Raw genomic sequence first — 18237 nt, forward strand, 5'->3', positions numbered from 1 at the left:
TCATGGAGGTGTAAAAATGGAAAAAATCAACTTCATATTTGGCATTCACAACCATCAGCCTCTTGGAAACTTTGGCTGGGTTTTTGAAGAGGCTTATAACCACTCATATCGACCATTCATGGAGATTCTTGAAGAATTCCCAATGATGAAAGTAAATGCCCACTTTAGTGGCCCTCTTTTGGAGTGGATTGAGGAAAATAAACCAGATTATATTGATCTTTTAAAATCTCTTGTAAAAAACGGTCAGCTTGAAATAGTAGTTGCAGGATTTTACGAACCTGTGCTTGCAGCCATTCCAAAAGAAGATAGAATAGCCCAAATAGAATTGCTTAAAGAGTATGCAAGAAAACTTGGATATGAAGCAAAGGGAGTATGGCTTACCGAAAGAGTATGGCAACCAGAACTCGTGAAATCTCTTAAAGAAACAGGAATTGAATATGTGGTGGTTGATGACTACCACTTTATGAGTGCTGGACTAAGCAAGGAAGAGCTCTTCTGGCCGTATTATACTGAGGACGGAGGAGAAGTGATAGCAGTCTTTCCAATAGATGAAAAACTTAGATACCTGATTCCTTTCCGACCCGTAGAAAAAACCATTGAATACTTGGAAACCCTCGTAGACACCGATCCATCTAAAGTTGCAGTCTTCCATGATGATGGGGAGAAGTTTGGCGTCTGGCCTGGAACCTATGAATGGGTCTACGAGAAAGGATGGTTGAGAAACTTCTTTGATGCCATTACAAGCAATGAAAAGATTAATCTATTAACGTATACTGAGTATCTAAAGATGTTCACCCCCCGTGGGTTGGTTTATCTTCCAATAGCATCCTATTTTGAGATGAGTGAATGGAGTTTACCAGCCAAACAGGCAAAATTATTTGTAGAATTCGTCAAAGATCTGAAAAAAGAAGAAAAATTTGAAAAATACCGTGTCTTTGTAAGAGGAGGTATATGGAAGAATTTCTTCTTCAAATATCCAGAGAGTAACTTCATGCACAAAAGAATGCTTATGATAAGTAAAGCTGTTAGAAACAACCCAGAGGCAAGACGCTATATTCTAAGGGCCCAATGCAACGATGCATACTGGCACGGGATTTTTGGAGGGGTTTATCTTCCCCACTTAAGAAGAACTATATGGGAAAACATCATAAAAGCCCAAAGCTATCTAAGACCAGAAAATAGAGTCATTGATGTTGACTTTGATGGAAGAAAAGAAGTTATGCTTGAAAATGAAAACTTCATTGCCACAATAAAGCCTCATTATGGAGGAAGTATATTTGAGTTGAGCTCAAAAAGAAAAGCCGTGAACTACAACGATGTACTTCCAAGAAGATGGGAGCATTACCACGAAGTACCAAATGCAGCAACTCCAGAAGAAGAGAACAACGAAGGAGTGACAAGCATACACGAATTTGGGAAGGCAATTCCAGATGAAATAAAGCATGAACTGGCATATGACTGGCAACTCAGGGGTATTCTTCAGGATCATTTCATTGGAGTCAATGAAAGTTTAGACCGTTATAGACTCGTCAGATATCACGAGCTTGGAGATTTTGTTAACCAGACCTATGACTTTAAGATTAACGAAAACTCCGTGATGCTCTGGCGCAATGGGGGAATATACATAGAAAGAAAGATACCAGTAAGAATTGAGAAAAACATTGAACTCACCAAAGAAGGTTTTCTCGCCCACTACAGAGTCAGCTTAGAAACTCCGTATGAGGTACTCCTTGGAGTTGAACTAAACCTCGCAGTCCACAGCGTTATGGAAAAGCCAGAAGAATTTGAAACAAGTGAATTTGAAGTAAACGACCCATATGGAATCGGTAGAGCAAAAATAGAATTAGATAGAAAAGTCAAAGTGTGGAAGTTCCCAATAAAAACGCTTTCACAAAGTGAGGCTGGATGGGACTTTATACAACAAGGAGTGAGCTATACTCTGCTTTTCCCAATTGAAAAGGAGCTTGAGTTTGAGATAAAATTTAAAGAACTTTGATTTCAATTTGTTTCAATTCTTATGTCATTAATCTCATAACTGCTCTTGCCTCCCCATGCTCCACTTCCCCCTTCATTTATCATCCATTCATTAGGGTCAATTATGACTGTTTCAGGCTTGTTTTTGAGTTCAAATGTTAAAGTTGTGTTTTTATCAACAAATATTCTCTTCAAATAGCTTTTTCCTTGGTAATCAACAACCTTCACTTCCAATGGCATTTTAAATCCATTTGTTTCTACTATTTGGAGAGTTAAGAGATATACTCCCTCTTTTTTCTCTAAGATCGCATTAGAAACTTCAATATGTGGATAACCCGTTTTATAAAACCATTCACTAAAGAACCATTCCAAGCTTTGATTTGAAACCTCCTCAAAAATCCTCTGAATTTGCTTTAAAGTTGTCATAGTGTCTTGGACACAATTATTTAAATGACAATACTCCAGTAAATTCCTCATCCCTCTGAAGAATACTTCATCCCCCAAAACAAACTGCAAAGAACGAAAAACAAAAGCGTTTTTATAATACAAGGTTACCATATTCTCCCCAGTATTATCCTTAATTTCTGCGATTGGAATTGTATCAGTCGAACTCAAACACATTCTTTCAATATCGTCATATTTAGTCAAATTATTCTCATAAAGCAGATCCGCATAAGTGGCTATACCCTCATGTATTGGATAAATGTTAGCATAGAGACCAAACCAATTATGTGCAGTCTCATGGGCAATTAATGGAATATATAACTGAGTTGCTATTATTCCTCCATCTAATCCATGACCTCTGTATTTGCTCATTGGATGCTTAATCTGTATATAAAAGTATTGGGCCTTAGGATAAGGCATAAATACTTCAGAATAAAAACGTAAGATGCTTTTGATACTCTCTAAAACCCATTCACCTTCATTTGTAAGAGCTATCACTCTAATGGTCTTATTTCCAACTTTTATGCTCCCCTCATAAAAATTCCACTTTCCAAAAATTAAATAAAAATCATTTAAATTTTCTTTTTCAAAACTTCCATTATAGAGTAGAGGTCGGAATCTCCAGAATTCTGTCTCAGATGGCTGATCCAGTATAACAAGAGTATAATCTTTTGGGTAGTTAATGTCCACCTTAATTCTCTCTTCATTACCTTTTAAGTTATTCGAGATAGTAAAGTATCTTTTTGGGATATAAATATGCAGAGAATCCTGATTTAAGTGATGATCTAGATAACTTTTTGGCTTTTCACGAAAAGGATTATAACTCACTTTAAAATGGACTTCAACAGTTACATTTTTAGTTTTTGGGGTTATGTTGAGCAAGATCAGTCTGCTTTCTTTGTCTTTGAATGCTCTATATGTAACTGAGGCATTGTACACTATAATCCTATTAACCTGCTTGAAATCTTCAAAGAGTATTGAATATAAAGCAGGATATGTCAAGGGAAAGGTGACTCTTTCAATTCCTACAATCGATACACGTTCATCCTCTATGCTGATATTTAAGATATAATGATAAGAAGCATTGAGTGTAGAAAGCTTATTTTCTTGATAAAGTTCATCCAATTTTTCTTTTTCTATTTTTTGAAAAATTATCTCTTGAGTAATGTTTTCCATTATTAGAACACTTTTTGGATTTGTATTGTTCACAATAAGGGCACAGAAAAAAAGTGTTATGATGAGTATCATGGGCAAGAGCCTACTCTTTTTCATGACTACCACCAGGGATAAATTTTATTCTATATATTATTTTATGGAAATTTTTAAAATTTCACTAAAGAGCAAAAGCCCAAAAATCTAAATTTTAAAGTTTATAGGCTCATCCAAACGCCAGAATCTGCAAAAGGAACATTTTTCTCTCTGAGCCGGCATTCCACAAACTTCACAGGCATGCAGCTCGGCTTTTTCTAACTCCTGACCGAAGAGGGATTTTTTCCTTAGATAACCTTTCACAAAGTTTATCTTTGTTCCAGGCCTTTCCTCTTCCATTCGGTTCAAAATCTCCTTATATTCTATTGTTGTCGCACCTCTTGCATGGGGACATTCCTCAATAAGATATTCTATTCCCACTGCCAAAGCATATGCAACAACTTCTCTTTCTGTAACTTCATAAAGAGGTTTGACTTTTTTCACAAAAACTCCTTCACCTAGTAAGAGGGGACCTTGTTTGGCTAGATACTCCGTATTCCAGTTCATCAAGTTTGAGAAGATAAAACTCGCTTCATCATCCAAATTGTGACCGGTGGCTATTACGTCAAACCCGTTGTCATAAGCAAACTTATTAAAGATATACCTTTTTGTCAGTCCACAATATGAACATGTAGGCCTTCTTGTTCTGACTTCTCCAATACCAGCGCCTAAAATCTCTTTGACTCTGACTATATGCAAAGGAGCATCTATTAGTTCGCATTGTCTTTTTACATATTCTTCACTTTTCCTGGAGTATTCTCCTATGCCAAGATTTATATGGAGACACTCAATGTTGTAACCAAGTTTCTTGAGAATATAAGCAGTTACTGCTGAATCTTTACCGCCGCTGATAACCACGAGAATTCTCTCGCTAGGTTTGAGGAGTTTATATCTTTCAATAGTTCGTTTAACTTTTCTCTCAAAGTATTCGATAAAGTGATCAACACAAAGATACATTTTGGGATAGTGAATCTTTATGTAAGCCTTGTTCTCACAAAACTTACATCTCATGTTCTCACCAAAAGAAGAAAATAGAAACCAAATTTAAAGCTTGCTCCTATTCTTCCAAACTTTCAACAGCCTTTTTCCAGTTACCTGATTTTTTGAAGTCTCGTTCTCTGTAAAGTCCTTCTTTAATTAGTATTCCTCTAGCTGCTAAAAGACCAGTTGCAGCGGCGTTTACTATATCCCTTGAAAGTCCTGCGCCATCTCCAGCCACAAAAATATTCTCCATGTTCGTTTCAAGCAGATCATTAACTTCCACTCTCATAGCATAATATTTAATTTCGGGAGCATAGAGAAGCGTATGGTCACTGGCAACACCTGGAATTACTTTGTCAAGCTTTTCAAGTCCTTCGATTATATTTGTAACAACTCTATGAGGCAAGGCCATTGCTATATCTCCTGGAGTAACATGTTTCAAAGTGGGTTCAACATCACTCTTCTTAATCCTACTCCATGTGCTTCTCCTTCCTCGCCTTAAATCCCCTAATCTCTGCAGTATTGGTTTTCCTCCTCCAATAGTCGTTGCTAACTGGGCTATACTCTTTCCATATGCTGTCGTATCTTCTACTGGTTCTGTAAGTTCAATTCTCGTAAGAAAAGCAAAATTTGTATTGTTACTCTTTTTGTCCCTCATTGAATGTCCATTTACTCCCACATAGCTATCGTATTTCTCTTCAACGACAAAACCGTTTGGATTGGTACAGAATGTCCTCACGAAATCATCATAAGTCTCAGTGTATATGTGGAACTTGGGATCATGGTTTATTTTTGTTATTGGATCCATTATTATGGCTGGTACCTCAACTCTAACGCCTACGTCAATAGGTCCATGTCTCGAGTGCAGGCCAATCTTTTGAGCAACTTCTTGAAACCATTCCGCTCCTCCCCTTCCCGGGGCAACTATTATGTAACGCGTTTTTATTGTAAACGTATCCTTTCCTTTCCTAGCAATAACTTCTCCCTCTCTAAATTCTTCCACTTTTGTCCACAAGAGGAACTTAACTCCTTTATTCTCTAAGTGCTCCTTTATGCTCTTTATAACTCCTTTAGTATGATCCGAACCTATGTGGCGCTGGATTATTGGAATAAATTTCACTCCAGCTTGAGCAGCTCTCCGCTCCCACATCTGTATTTCGTCTTCGTCGCCTTTGTAGACTCCTCTAGGAGCACCATGTTTCAAGAGAATCTGATCTACTTCCCAAACAAGCTGCCAAGAGTACATCTCATCCCTTGTAAACTCTGTTAAATCTCCTCCAATATCTGGTCTTAAGTTTATAGTCCCGTCACTAAGTCCTCCTGCTCCTCCCACACCACTCATGATATGGCACGGTTTGCACTCAATACAATAGCCAAGTTCATCCATTGGACATATCCGATTTTCAATGTCTCCTCCCTCGTCAATTACTGCAATCTTCAGGTCACTCTTTTCTGAAAGCTCATAGGCCGAAAAAAGACCTGCTGGCCCAGCACCAATTATGACAACATCAAACTTTTCTTCAAAATTCATATTTCCCTTGTCTATGTTTGTAGTCACCGTTCTTATAAACTTTTTGCTTGTTACAAGACTAATCTCTTATGCTTTTCCCTAAGTTTTTGCCTTAAAAATGTATATTTTTAGGACCCATAATAGAGAGTTTGCTCAAGAAGAGAAAATTTTAAGTTGAGAAGAGAGAAAAACTATAGGGGATAAATGTGGAAGACGCCTCCCTTTCAAACAAACCTAAAGAAGCTAAAAATAAAAAAATAGCAATAATAATAGGCAAAAAGAGACATTTACAACTTCAGAGAAAAGAGGAACTAAGCCACAACCTTCGATATATTTCAAAAGTTCCCGTAAAAATTGTTATGGATAAAGATTTTCTAACAGTTCATCCCCAAGATTCACTTACTGTTTTGATAGGAAAGTTCACAAGCGAGGAAACTTCTGCAATAGTTGTAGACGATGAAGGGAAGCTGTTAGGATTTATCACGATGAAAGATCTTCTTCAATTCTTCACAACCCCTAGAAGGTACTCTGTTGTGGGGTTGGGATTGCTAAAAAAGTACACAATAACCCGGGCCTCTAGAGTAGAAGATATAATGGTGACAAAGCCAATAACAATTCATGTGGATGATAATCTCGGACATGCGATCAAGCTCATGGTAGAAACGGGAAAACATCATCTTCCGGTTGTAGATAGTGAAAAAAAGGTCCATGGGTTGTTGGAGGTCAAAGACATAATTCGGCTTATTAGACTTGTTGCCCTTTAATCAGCAGGAGATGAAAGTATGGATGTATTCCTTGAACTTGCAGTGATCCTGATAGTGGCCAAACTATTTGGTTATATTGCTACAAAAGTAAAAATGCCTGGAGCTCTTGGGCAACTTATTGGAGGAATGCTTATTGGCCCTTCCATTCTCAGTATAGTAAGCTATTCTGAAGGGGTTCATTTAATAAGTGAAATGGGAATAGTTTTGTTACTTTTCCTTGCTGGCCTTGAAACAGATGTTGAAGAATTCAAGAGCGTTGGACTACCCGCTTTTCTGGTGGCTATAGGAGGAGTAACAGTACCCTTCGCGCTAGGATACTTTGTTTCTGAGGGGTTTGGATATGAAAAGATGGAGGCATTATTCCTAGCAGGTATCTTAACAGCCACCAGTGTTGGACTAACTGCAAGTATTTTGATGGAAATGAAAAGAGTCCGAACAAAAGAAGGAACAGCAATTTTAGCTGCTGCAGTTGTTGATGATGTATTAGGAATTATAGTGCTTACCACATTGATAGCCATGCATAGAAAAGGACATGTATATGTAGAGGATCTTGGAATATTAATTGGAGAAATAATTCTATTTTTCATAATAAGCTGGCTTGTTGGAAAACCTGTTATCAAAGAAATTTTAATGCTTTCAGAGAAAATTGACTTGCCAGAGACCTTAACAGCATTCGCTCTCGCTTTAACACTCATCTTCGCCTATATAGCTGAACAGTTCAAAATAGCAGGAATAACGGGGGCTTATTTAGCAGGAGTTTTAATAGCCCAAACAGATGAAGCAAAGAGAATAACTGACAGAATAATAACCCTTTCATACTCCCTGTTTGTCCCTGTTTTCCTCGTTGGGATTGGAGTTAACACTGATCTGAGTATCCTCTTACATGCAGGATCCTTCGCAATAGTTTACTCAATAATAGCAGTCACGGGGAAGATATTAGGCTGTGGTGTTGGAGCCTTAGCAGCTAGATTTAGTCCAAAAGACGCCCTTAAAGTGGGTGTAGGAATGGTTCCCAGAATGGAGGTTGCTTTAATTATGGCCAATGTTGCACTAACAGAGGGAGTATTTGACAAAGGTATCTTTTCAATCCCGGTTACAATGGTAATAATTACCACATTCGTTACACCACCCCTCCTAAAATGGGCCTTCTCGAGGGATTAGTATGGAGACAATACTTGTGATTGCCCTAATGCTTGCAGTGGCCAAACTTCTTGGGTGGGTATTTGAAAAAATCGGCCAACCCGTAGTCCTCGGACAAATTTTAGGTGGATTACTCATAGGGATTTTTGCAGAAAGTAATGAGATAATTAGAGAGTTCTCTAACCTTGGAGTTCTCCTGCTATTATTCCTAGCAGGAATTGAAAGCGACCTTACCGAGTTTAAGCGAGTTGGAAAGCCGAGTGTCCTCGTCGCTGGAATAGGGGTAGCATTCGCCTTTATGCTTGGATTTTTAGTTGCATATCCATTTGTAGAGTTCCACGAAGCTCTCCTTTATGGTGCAATAATGACCCCAACAAGTGTCAGTATAACCGTGAAAGTCCTAATGGAACTTAGGAAACTTAGAACTAGAGAAGGTACAACTATTTTGGCTGCTGCAGTTGTTGATGACGTATTAGGAATACTTGTCCTAACTGTAATAATATCTCTCCTCCGTGAGGGGACTATCGATTATAAAACTATCCTCGAGATTATTATTGAGGTTAGTGGATTCCTAGCAGTTTTTCTGTATTTTGGCCCAGTTTTTGCAGAAAAGGCTTTTAGAAGAATTTCCCGCATAGACTTGCCTGAATCTACGACTGCATTTGCAATAGTATTTCTAATAATTTTTGCTTACATGGCCGAACATCTAAACCTAGCCTCTATTCTAGGAGCGTATTTAGTAGGACTAACGATTGGGCAGACAAACTATCGGAAGCAAGTCGAAGATCATGTAAGCATTCTTGGTTACTCTCTGTTTATCCCCCTTTTCTTTGTAGAAGTGGGAATGAGAATTGAACTCAGTTATATTTTACATGCTAGCCTTTTCGCGATTTTATACACTATTGCCGCAATAATGAGTAAAGTCGTTGGCTGTGGAGCTGGGGCATATCTAGCAGGTTTTGATTTCAGTGCCTCCCTAAGAATTGGAGTTGGAATGATCCCTAGACTTGGTGTTGAGCTTGCAATGCTTACAATAGCCCTAGCAAGTGGTGTCATTGGTACAGACGCCCTAACAATAGCTATATTCATGGTATTCGTGACTACGATTTTAACACCTCCCCTACTAAAATGGGTCTACTATTCAAAAGCCCCTTCTATCAAAACAGTTAAGACGTCAGAAAAATGAAATAAAACTCTTATTAACAGAGACTCTTCTTCAACTCTTTTGAAAGAAAATTATTTATATTTGAAGAAACCATAAAAATTGTGAATGTAATATGAAAAGATTTTAGGTGTGGTATATATGGTCTATGTAATCGTCAGGGAGGAGATAGTCAATGGGAAACTCAAAAAACTCACTCTTCTAATCGGGGATAAAGAACAGTTGAATAATTTCATTTACGAAGAATTAAACAAATTTTATAAAGAAGGAGGGAGTTTTTCAAAGAGAAAAGAAACTGAAGACAGACTTTATGAAGTTTGGGAGCTACGCAAGTCTACTGGAGAAATCATCGAACTAAGATTCTATGTGTTTGGGAACGAAGATACAGATGTCATTGAAATGGTGAGCTAATCCCTCCAACTTACCTATTTCTCCAGAATAGAAAAAGTCTATGGTGCGGTGGCCGGGATTCGAACCCGGGTCACCGGCTTGGGAGGCCGGTGTCCTAGACCAGGCTAGACTACCACCGCTCAACGAAGAATAATACAAAAAAGGTTTAAAAGCTTTACTTTAGGCGCTCCAAGATTATGGAAGGACAAACTTTTGTAACTCCGTCAATTTTTCCTATTTTATTTGACATTATATCTGCTAAATCTTCTCCATCTTTTGCCCATATTTCTGCCATGATCATGTGGTCCCCACTTGAGAGGTACAATTCCCTAACAAACTCAAATGCTTTCAGTTTTTCAGCAACTTCAAAAAGCTTTTCCGGTTTTGTATCAACGCCAGTAAGACTTATCAAATTATAACCGAGTTTTTGTGGATCCACTTTAATACTATACTGACGTATGACCCCCTTTTCTTCTAATGCCCGTACTCTCTTCCTGACTGCTGTTTCACTTATACCCAGGGTCTTTGCTATTTCTGTGAAAGGCATCCTTGCATCTTTTGTCAACATTTCAATTATGACCTTATCTCGTTCGTCTAACATAAACCCACCTCACCGTTGTTTTATCAAACAGGTATATTAACTTTTTGAACCCTATATTTTGCTTTTCAAATTTAGTTTTGCAATAATTTCAACATGGGGAGTATGAGGGAACATATCAAGGGCCACTATTCGCTCAATGAGATAACTCCCTTTAAGCTTTTCCAAGTTTTCAGAGAAGGTTTTTGGGTTACATGAGACATAAACTAGTGTCTCAGGAAGATCCCTTAGCAGTTTCTTTATGAGCTTTGGATGAAGACCCGCTCTAGGGGGATCCACAATAACAGTATCATAAACTCTTAGATTCCTCACATCTTTGTCAACGCCTACCCTAAATTCAGCATTCACATTGTTTATTTTAACATTTCTATTGGCCATTTCTACGGCAAACGGATTCACTTCAATCCCTTCTACTTGAAAGCCCCTCTTTGCTAAATAAACTCCAAAGGTTCCGACTCCAGAGTAGAGATCAAGAACTCTCTCCCCCTCTACAAATTCACTGACCTTTTTTACAAGATTAACAGCTTGATATGAATTTGTTTGGAAAAATGAATTTGGATGGATAAAATATGTAACATCATCAAGCTTCTCCCTAATAAACTCCTCTCCCCAAAAGTTTCTTGGTTCTCCATAGGACACATCACTTTTAGTATTGTTGACACTCCAATAAAGAGAAGTCACAAAATCAAAGTATTCAAAAATTCTTTCAGGAAGCTCCCCTTCAGCGGTTACCAAGTTTATCATAAACTCTCCAGTGAATTTGCCCTCTCGTAATACAATATACCTTAGAAAGCCCGTATTTTTCTTCAGATCCCATCGTGCCAATTTATAGTCTTCAATGAGTTCTCTTAGGGATTTTAGAGCTTTTTTACTTTTACTCCCAAACACATCGCACTTCTCTATATCAACAACATTCCACCAAGTACCTCTTTTTCTAAACCCAATACCTCTGGTTGTTATTGCAATATCAATCCTGTTCCTATATCCATATATCTTAGGAGATGGAATCACATCAACTTGAATCTGTAAAAGCTCGAATAATTTCTGTTCTTTAAACTCTATTTGCTCTTTATAAGGAAGATGTTGTAACAAACAACCTCCACAAATCCCAAAGTATTCACACTTCGGTTCAATCCTAGAAGAAGACATCTCAACTATCTCGTAATCATGGGCTACAAGTTTTCTTTTTTCCCTATGCCACTTCCTGATATCAACTATATCCCCTGGAGCAGTGAAAGGCACTAGTATCTTCTTCTCTCCAACCTCAGTTTCCCCAAATCCCTCAGGACTTAGCTTTTTTATCTCCACTCGCATGTGTCAAAGTTTAAAATATTCCTATAAAAATGTGCCGTCTAAAAAAGAGAATAATTTCCCCCCTAACTTGTCAAAATGTCAACACCATGGCAAGAAATCTTTATTAGAAACAAAAACAATATATTATTTGGTGTCTTCAGAATGGTTGTCAAAAAAGACATTATTTACAAACTATTAGTGACAAAAAAGAAGGCGACTTCTTTACAAAAGTTGAGTGAAGAACTGGAGACCCCAATGCCATGGCTTCTCCATACATTAAAAAGTCTGGAATCAGAGGGGCTTGTTGAAATATTCTATGGAAACGAAAAAGCTGCAATAATGATTAAAGCAAAAACTCTTGAAGATTATTTTTAGTCCCTTATTTACTTCACTTTTCTCTATATTTAAAGAGCTCCCCAACTGTTACCAAGGGAATTAACGTATAACCTTCTTTTTCCAGAGATTGCTTGGCACCCTCCTCCCGATCAACAACCACAATGATAGCCACTATATTCGCACCCGCCCTCTCCAAAATCTTAGCTGCTCTAAGTACACTACCTCCCGTTGTTGTAACATCCTCTACAAGAAGGACTCTATCCCCTCTTTTTACCTCTCCTTCAACTTGTTTTCCCGTTCCATAATCCTTCTTCTTTTTACGTACTATTAAAAGAGGCTTATCAGCTATTAAAGCTAATGAAACTGCAATGGGGACTGCCCCAAGCTCTGGACCTGCTACTTTATCATACTCAAGACTAAAGCTCTCTGCTTTAGCTTTTATAAGAGAAGCAATTATCTTTAAGGCCTGAGGATTTGTTATAAGTTTTTTAATATTAATATAATAGTTGCTTTGTTTTCCTGAGCTAAGAACAAAGTTTCCAAATTCAATAGCACCCTCTTTGAAGATCAGCTCAATCAAACGGTCCTTTTCTTTTGACATTTCCATGTAAACCACCCCTACATTTCCAAAAATATGTTAACAAAAAATTTATAAATCTTTGGGAACTTAATTTGGTCGGGCTTTATGCGATTCCAAGATGTGATTAGTATAAACGATTTTGAAAAAGACGATATTGAATATGTGTTAAAAACTGCAGAATTGCTTGAAAGAGAACTTAAAGAAAAAGGGACACTCCAATACGCAAAAGGTAAGGTTTTGGCAACTCTCTTTTTTGAGCCATCTACAAGAACTAGATTAAGCTTTGAGAGTGCAATGCATAGACTTGGAGGTTCAGTTATTGGCTTTGCTGAGGCTTCAGCCACCAGTGTTAAGAAAGGAGAAAGCCTCATGGACACTATAAGAACTGTAGAGAACTACGCAGATGTAATAGTTATACGACATCCAAGAGAAGGGGCTGCAAGATTGGCTGCAGAAGTTGCAAAAATCCCAGTCATAAATGCTGGAGACGGGGCAAATCAGCACCCCACTCAGACTCTTTTAGACCTCTATACCATTAAAAAAGAATTTGGGAAAATCGATGGACTTAAGATAGCTCTTTTAGGGGATCTCAAGTATGGAAGAACTGTGCACAGCCTCGCAAAAGCACTTTCTTACTATAACGTTAAGCTTTACTTTGTGGCTCCTCCAGGGCTGGAAATGCCTAGACATATCGTGGAAGAGATCTCAGATAAAGTGGACATAGTGGAGACTAGCAGCCTGGAGAGTGTTATTCCTGAAATTGATGTACTGTACGCTACAAGAATTCAAAAGGAAAGATTTCCAGATCCAGCAGAGTACAACAAAATCAAAGGATCTTACAGAGTTGATATAAAGATCCTAGAAGGAGCAAAAGAAACTCTCAAGATCATGCATCCTCTACCAAGAGTCGATGAGATATCCTACGAAGTAGATAAAACACGTTACTCCGCGTATTTCAGACAGGTTTGGAGTGGAGTTCCTGTCAGAATGGCTCTTCTAGGGATAGTCCTGGGGGTGATAGAATGAAAGAACTTAAAGTCTCAGCAATCCATAAGGGAACAGTCATAGACCACATACCATCAGGGAAGGGACTAAAGGTCCTTGAAATCCTTAATCTACCAGAAGACAGCACAATCCTCATCGCTGTCAATGTCAGAAGTGAAAAGCTTGGAAAAAAGGACATAATAAAAGTAGAAGGGAAAATTCTGAGTAAGGATGAGGTAAATAAAATAGCTCTTATAGCACCTACTGCTACAGTAAACATCATCGATAAATGGGAAGTCGTCGAGAAGAAAAATGTGGAAGTACCAGATGAAATAATTGGCATCATCAAATGTGCAAATCCAAACTGTATAACCCACTATGAAAAAGTAAAACCAAAGTTCAAAGTGATTTCAAAGAAACCACTCAAGTTAAAGTGTCACTACTGTGAGAGAACTATGGAAGAAGAGATCATAGCTAAAAACCTCTTGTGAGGATTAAACATGATAATTAAAGGCGAGATACTATCTCACAGCTATCAAGGAAAAGGATACATTGTAATAAAAAATGGAATAATCAAAAAAGTCCAGCAAGATAAGCCTAAAGAAAAAGGAGAATTTATAGATGCAGGAGACAAACTCGTGATCCCTGGCCTAATAGACATGCATGCTCATTTCAGAGAACCAGGTTATGAACATAGGGAGACTATAGAAAGTGGCTCAAAAGCTGCTGTCCATGGAGGAGTTACTACTGTGGCGATAATGCCAAACACAAGTCCTCCACTAGATAGTATTGAAACCATTGAATATGTAAAAAAACGAGCCCAACAAGTGGGACTTATCGATATTCTCCCAGTAGGAGCAATAACAAAAAAGAGATATGGAAAAGATCTTGTAGATTTTGAAACCCTAGCTCCACACGTAGTTGCATTTAGCGATGATGGAACAACTCCTCAAAGTTTTAAAGTGTTTCTCAAGGCAGCACAGCTTGCAAGAGTCGTAGGAAAGCCAATTGCTGACCATGCAGAGATAACAGAATTATCCGGGGGAAGTATAAGGGAGGGTAAATTTTCAAAGGCTTACGGAATAAGTGGAATCCCAGATATTGCTGAATCAATAGCTGTTGCAAGGGATGTTGAGATTGCCCGTTATACTGGAGCTCACATCCACGTCCAACACTTATCTACAAGTGCTTCTGTCAAAATTCTAAGAGACGCGAAGAAAAGAGGAGTGCCAGTAACAGCCGAGGTAACTCATCACCATCTACTTTTTACTGATGAGGATTTAAGAGACCGATCTCCTTTTAAAAAAATTAATCCTCCACTTCCAAGAAAAGAAGATCAAGAAGAGCTTATAAAGGGCCTCTTAGATGGTACAATCGATATAATAGTTACTGATCACGCACCTTATTCAAAAGAAGAAAAATCTACAAATATAGAAGAGGCTCCATTTGGAATAAGTGGTATCGAGACCCTCCTTTCTTCACTTTTCATTATAGCCGAGAAATACGAAATACCCTTTAAGGTTCTTTTGGAGAAAGTTACTTGGAAACCAGCTCAACTTTTTGACTTGGGTCTTAAAGGAGATATTATCCCCGGATATTCCGGAGATATTGTGATACTCGATCCAAGCAAAACATGGAGGGTTAATGAAGAGAATCTCTTTTCAAAAGGTAAAAATACACCATTTTTAAACAAAACTCTTCCGGGAGTTATTGAATTAACGATTAAAAATGGCAAAATTGTGTACAGGAGGGATAGTATTGATTGAAGCTGAACTTAAGAAAAAGAGAATAAGTGGCGACTATGGATTTTTTATTTTCAAGCTTCAGGAAGAGATAGAAAACCCAGATGCAGGGCAATTTGTAATGCTTAAGGCCCCAGACGAGCCAATTTTAGCAAAACCATTCTCCATATACTCATATAAGAATAGAGAACTCGTATTGTTTATAAAGCGCGTTGGGAGACTAACGGGGAGAATATTCTCAAGTCCTATTGGAGAAATTTTCTATGTAAGAGGACCTCATGGAAATCCCTACGTTAGCTCAATAGATTTAACGAAACGATACATTCTAGTTGGAGGGGGAAGTGGGATTTCCCCATTAAACTTCTTTTCTGAACTCCATCCAGAGTTAACATATACAAAATTATATGGATTCAAAGAAGGACATATAAGAAAACTCTTTAATGAAAATGAACAGAAACATCTCGTAATAGAGGAAGAAACCGGACATACCGTTGTAGATGTTCTTAACGAGCTAACTTCAGAAGAAGTTGGAATAATAGCCTGTGGTCCTATTCCAATGCTAAAAAACTTGCCTAAAAATGCGTATGTATCTCTTGAAGCTGTAATGGGATGTGGGGTTGGAACGTGCAAAAGCTGTGCCGTGAAGACTATAGAGGGTGTGAAGCTCGTCTGCAAAGATGGCCCCTTATTCAAAAAGGAGGAGATAACATGGGAGTGGATTTAAGCATTGAAGTATTCGGAATACAGTTTAAAAACCCAATAGTGCTGGCCTCTGGGCCTGCAGGGTTTGGTTTTGAGCTCCAACCGTACTTAGACTTCTCAAAAATTGGTGCAATAACCCTAAAAACAATTACAGTGAAAGCTAGAGAGGGAAACCCACCTCCACGACTCGTAGATGCGTATGGAGGGGTCATAAACTCCATAGGGCTCCAAAACCCAGGTATTAAAGGATTTATCACAGATATCGTGCCCGAGCTTAATAAGCTTAATACCATAAAGATCGGTAGTATAGCCGGCTTCAATCTTGAGGAGTGGCAACTTCTGGTAGAAGAGATGGACAAGATAAAAGAAATACCACTCATCGAACTTAATCTCTCCTGTCCTAATATCAAGGGAAAAAGACGTTGGGCAGAAGACGTGAAACTTACACAAGAAGTTGTGAAAACTGCTAGAGAGTTAACAAATAAGCCAATAATAGTCAAACTTGCTCCAGATGTCACAGATATAATAGAGATTGCAAAAGCAGCTGCAGAGGCAGGAGCGGATGGACTAACTATTGGAAATGGTATTCAAGGCATGAGAATAAATGTTGAAACTGGCTTACCAGTACTCAAACTCAAAACAGGAGGCCTAGGTGGGCCAGCTATAAAACCAATAACCCTTGCAAGAGTATTTAAAACGAGTGAGGTATTGGATATACCAATAATAGGTATAGGCGGAATCATGAACTGGCAGGATGCTCTCGAATATGCTATGGCAGGAGCATCGCTTTTAGGAATAGGAACGGCTGTAATGGTGGATCCAAAGAGCCCTACAACAATCTTAAGTGGAATTGAAGCATTCCTCAAGCGGAAAAAGATAGAAAGATTTAGGGACATAATTGGAATAGCCCACAGAGGTGGATTCAGTGTTTCTTGAGAAATACAGAAAAGCTAGAGATAAGAACAATTCCATCCTTGTAGTAGGTTTGGATAGTGACATAGACAGGATCCCCAAAAAATTCAGGAATATTACAGAATTCAATGAGCATGTGATAAAAGAAACTGCAGATCTCGTATGTGCATACAAAATAAACATTGCCTTCTATGAAAAACTTGGTTGGAGAGGGTACAAAGCCTTAGAAGAAACAGTAGAGCTAATAAAACAAGATACAAAAGTTCCAATAATTCTGGACGCCAAACGGGGAGACATAGGAAATACTGCAAAAGCCTATGCAGAGGCTTATTTCGACAAACTAAAAGTAGACTCTGTAACTGTAAACCCCTACATGGGACGAGATGCCATAATTCCATTTTTAGAAAAAGGACATGTGTTCATCCTTCTCTTAACTAGTAATGAGTCTGCACATGAGCTCGAAATATCTGTATATCCAAGAGTGCTTGAACTTTCAAAAGAGCTTGAACGCATCTACCCCAAAAAAGTGGGAATTGTTGTTGGAGCTACAAAAGAGGATTACATAAAAAAAGTTTCCCAAGAAAGTGAGACTCTTCCATGGTTAATTCCCGGAATTGGAACACAGGGAGGAAATCCAAAAATCCTTGAAGAACTAAAGGGGAGAGATATCTTAGTAAACGTGTCAAGAGCAATAATATTTGCAGAAAATGTTAGAAACACCGCAGAAAAATTCAGAGAGATTCTAAACAAATACTACTTAGGATAATAATCCTCCAAATATCCAAACTTTTTCAAAATATGCAGAATACCCTCTGCTCCCCCTTCTCCATAAGATTTATTTGTGACATAATCCGCTTTCTTTTTAAGACTCTCTGGAGCCTGAGCCACTGCAACTTTATACCCTACAACTCTGAAAGCATCAAGATCATTTTCTCCATCACCAATATGTGCCACTTCTTTTGGAGTTATGCCCAAACTTTGACATGCTTTCTTTATCCCCTCTCCTTTGTTTACATGTGGCTGTTTTATATGAATAGCATATCCACTGTCCACAGCTATGAGATCCAAATTCAAGTCCTCTATAATGGCCCTAACGACTTCTACAGGTACCGTTCTCTTTATTACAAGACCTGCTCGTCTTTCTCCATATTTCATCGTATCACTCATTTCAGCATTAGGATAACGTTTTTTCAGTTCACTCCACAAAATCATTGAATCGCCCATGTCACCAAGAAAAATACGATTATTTTTCCTGTCCCCTATCACTCCCCCATCTTCAGCAATAAATGGGCCAGTAGTACCAATTAAGACGCTCGTAGCATAAGCAAAGCATGCACTATTCCCAGTGACAAGCATAACAGGTACTCCAAGAGTCTCTGCTAGTCTTATGGCTTCAACAGCTTTTTCATGTAATCTCCTATTTGGGTATGTTATCGTCCCATCTATATCTACCGAGATTGCCTTAATCATGATATCT

The 18237-nt window shown here is 38.2% G+C and carries 19 protein-coding genes and 1 tRNA gene; 12 read left to right on the forward strand and 8 right to left on the reverse strand.

All coding sequences use genetic code 11. The features are described 5' to 3' along the window. Positions 1-16 precede the first annotated feature (16 nt). Complete coding sequence (gene jtg / locus EP1X_RS04715) at positions 17-1996, forward strand: 4-alpha-glucanotransferase (protein WP_055282221.1); 1980 nt, start codon at positions 17-19, stop codon at positions 1994-1996. Positions 1997-1998: 2 nt separating this feature from the next. Here jtg and EP1X_RS04720 read toward each other — a convergent pair whose 3' ends face one another. The 3 genes from EP1X_RS04720 to EP1X_RS04730 form a co-directional block, all read right to left on the reverse strand. Further along, the gene (locus EP1X_RS04720; RefSeq protein WP_055282223.1) at positions 1999-3690 is read right to left on the reverse strand and encodes a M1 family metallopeptidase; all 1692 of its coding nucleotides are present in this window, start codon (positions 3688-3690) and stop codon (positions 1999-2001) included. A gap of 84 nt (positions 3691-3774) precedes the next feature. Next, on the reverse strand, positions 3775-4677 hold the full coding sequence (locus EP1X_RS04725) for a TIGR00269 family protein (protein ID WP_055282225.1): 903 nt from the start codon (positions 4675-4677) through the stop codon (positions 3775-3777). Between the two features lie 46 nt (positions 4678-4723). Further along, positions 4724-6178 (reverse strand): NAD(P)/FAD-dependent oxidoreductase, encoded by a 1455-nt coding sequence (locus tag EP1X_RS04730; RefSeq protein ID WP_055282227.1) that lies wholly within the window; start codon positions 6176-6178, stop codon positions 4724-4726. A gap of 185 nt (positions 6179-6363) precedes the next feature. Here EP1X_RS04730 and EP1X_RS04735 point away from each other — a divergent pair, with 185 nt between their 5' ends. From EP1X_RS04735 to EP1X_RS04750, 4 genes are all read left to right on the forward strand, one after another. Continuing rightward, positions 6364-6921 carry an HPP family protein gene (locus tag EP1X_RS04735; protein ID WP_055282229.1) on the forward strand — a complete coding sequence of 186 codons (558 nt, stop codon included), beginning with the start codon at positions 6364-6366 and terminating at the stop codon, positions 6919-6921. An 18-nt stretch (positions 6922-6939) separates the two neighbouring features. Further along, positions 6940-8082: a cation:proton antiporter gene (locus tag EP1X_RS04740; RefSeq protein WP_055282231.1), complete on the forward strand. Its 1143-nt coding sequence runs from the start codon at positions 6940-6942 to the stop codon at positions 8080-8082. Position 8083: 1 nt separating this feature from the next. Next, positions 8084-9247, forward strand: a complete 1164-nt coding sequence (locus EP1X_RS04745) for a cation:proton antiporter (protein ID WP_055282233.1) — start codon at positions 8084-8086, stop codon at positions 9245-9247. A 117-nt stretch (positions 9248-9364) separates the two neighbouring features. Next, positions 9365-9634, forward strand: a complete 270-nt coding sequence (locus EP1X_RS04750) for a hypothetical protein (RefSeq protein ID WP_055282234.1) — start codon at positions 9365-9367, stop codon at positions 9632-9634. A gap of 41 nt (positions 9635-9675) precedes the next feature. Here the strand turns inward: EP1X_RS04750 and EP1X_RS04755 are convergent. The 3 genes from EP1X_RS04755 to rlmD all read right to left on the reverse strand — a co-directional run bounded on the left by EP1X_RS04755 (position 9676) and on the right by rlmD (position 11525). Further along, positions 9676-9753: transfer RNA gene (locus EP1X_RS04755), tRNA-Gly, on the reverse strand. Between the two features lie 35 nt (positions 9754-9788). After that, the gene (lrpA, locus tag EP1X_RS04760; protein ID WP_055282236.1) at positions 9789-10214 is read right to left on the reverse strand and encodes an HTH-type transcriptional regulator LrpA; all 426 of its coding nucleotides are present in this window, start codon (positions 10212-10214) and stop codon (positions 9789-9791) included. Between the two features lie 51 nt (positions 10215-10265). Then, positions 10266-11525, reverse strand: a complete 1260-nt coding sequence (gene rlmD / locus EP1X_RS04765) for a 23S rRNA (uracil(1939)-C(5))-methyltransferase RlmD (protein ID WP_055282238.1) — start codon at positions 11523-11525, stop codon at positions 10266-10268. A gap of 141 nt (positions 11526-11666) precedes the next feature. On the opposite strand from rlmD, the gene EP1X_RS04770 reads away from it, so the two are divergent. Further along, the gene (locus EP1X_RS04770; protein WP_055282240.1) at positions 11667-11879 is read left to right on the forward strand and encodes an ArsR family transcriptional regulator; all 213 of its coding nucleotides are present in this window, start codon (positions 11667-11669) and stop codon (positions 11877-11879) included. 13 nt (positions 11880-11892) lie between these two features. On the opposite strand, the gene pyrE is transcribed toward EP1X_RS04770, so the two are convergent. Then, positions 11893-12447, reverse strand: a complete 555-nt coding sequence (gene pyrE, locus EP1X_RS04775; protein ID WP_082391482.1) for an orotate phosphoribosyltransferase — start codon at positions 12445-12447, stop codon at positions 11893-11895. Between the two features lie 78 nt (positions 12448-12525). On the opposite strand from pyrE, the gene pyrB reads away from it, so the two are divergent. The 6 genes from pyrB to pyrF are packed head-to-tail and all read left to right on the forward strand — an operon-like array spanning position 12526 to position 17526. Next, positions 12526-13446: an aspartate carbamoyltransferase gene (pyrB, locus tag EP1X_RS04780; protein ID WP_055282243.1), complete on the forward strand. Its 921-nt coding sequence runs from the start codon at positions 12526-12528 to the stop codon at positions 13444-13446. Further along, positions 13443-13895, forward strand: coding sequence for an aspartate carbamoyltransferase regulatory subunit (gene pyrI, locus EP1X_RS04785; protein WP_055282245.1), 453 nt, complete (start codon positions 13443-13445; stop codon positions 13893-13895). Before pyrB ends, pyrI begins: the two co-directional genes overlap by 4 nt. 9 nt (positions 13896-13904) lie before the next feature. Beyond that, on the forward strand, positions 13905-15170 hold the full coding sequence (locus EP1X_RS04790) for a dihydroorotase (RefSeq protein WP_055282247.1): 1266 nt from the start codon (positions 13905-13907) through the stop codon (positions 15168-15170). Beyond that, entirely contained in the window at positions 15163-15870 is a 708-nt protein-coding gene (locus EP1X_RS04795; RefSeq protein ID WP_055282249.1) for an FAD-binding oxidoreductase, read from the forward strand. Before EP1X_RS04790 ends, EP1X_RS04795 begins: the two co-directional genes overlap by 8 nt. Beyond that, complete coding sequence (locus tag EP1X_RS04800) at positions 15855-16784, forward strand: dihydroorotate dehydrogenase (protein WP_055282251.1); 930 nt, start codon at positions 15855-15857, stop codon at positions 16782-16784. Before EP1X_RS04795 ends, EP1X_RS04800 begins: the two co-directional genes overlap by 16 nt. Next, positions 16774-17526: an orotidine-5'-phosphate decarboxylase gene (pyrF, locus tag EP1X_RS04805; protein ID WP_055282253.1), complete on the forward strand. Its 753-nt coding sequence runs from the start codon at positions 16774-16776 to the stop codon at positions 17524-17526. The genes EP1X_RS04800 and pyrF overlap by 11 nt, the downstream gene beginning before the upstream one ends. Here pyrF and EP1X_RS04810 read toward each other — a convergent pair. Beyond that, entirely contained in the window at positions 17514-18230 is a 717-nt protein-coding gene (locus tag EP1X_RS04810; RefSeq protein ID WP_055282255.1) for a phosphoglycolate phosphatase, read from the reverse strand. The genes pyrF and EP1X_RS04810 overlap by 13 nt on opposite strands. Positions 18231-18237 lie beyond the last annotated feature (7 nt).

It is taken from the genome of Thermococcus sp. EP1, assembly GCF_001317345.1.
In the GTDB taxonomy this organism is placed as follows: domain Archaea; phylum Methanobacteriota_B; class Thermococci; order Thermococcales; family Thermococcaceae; genus Thermococcus_A.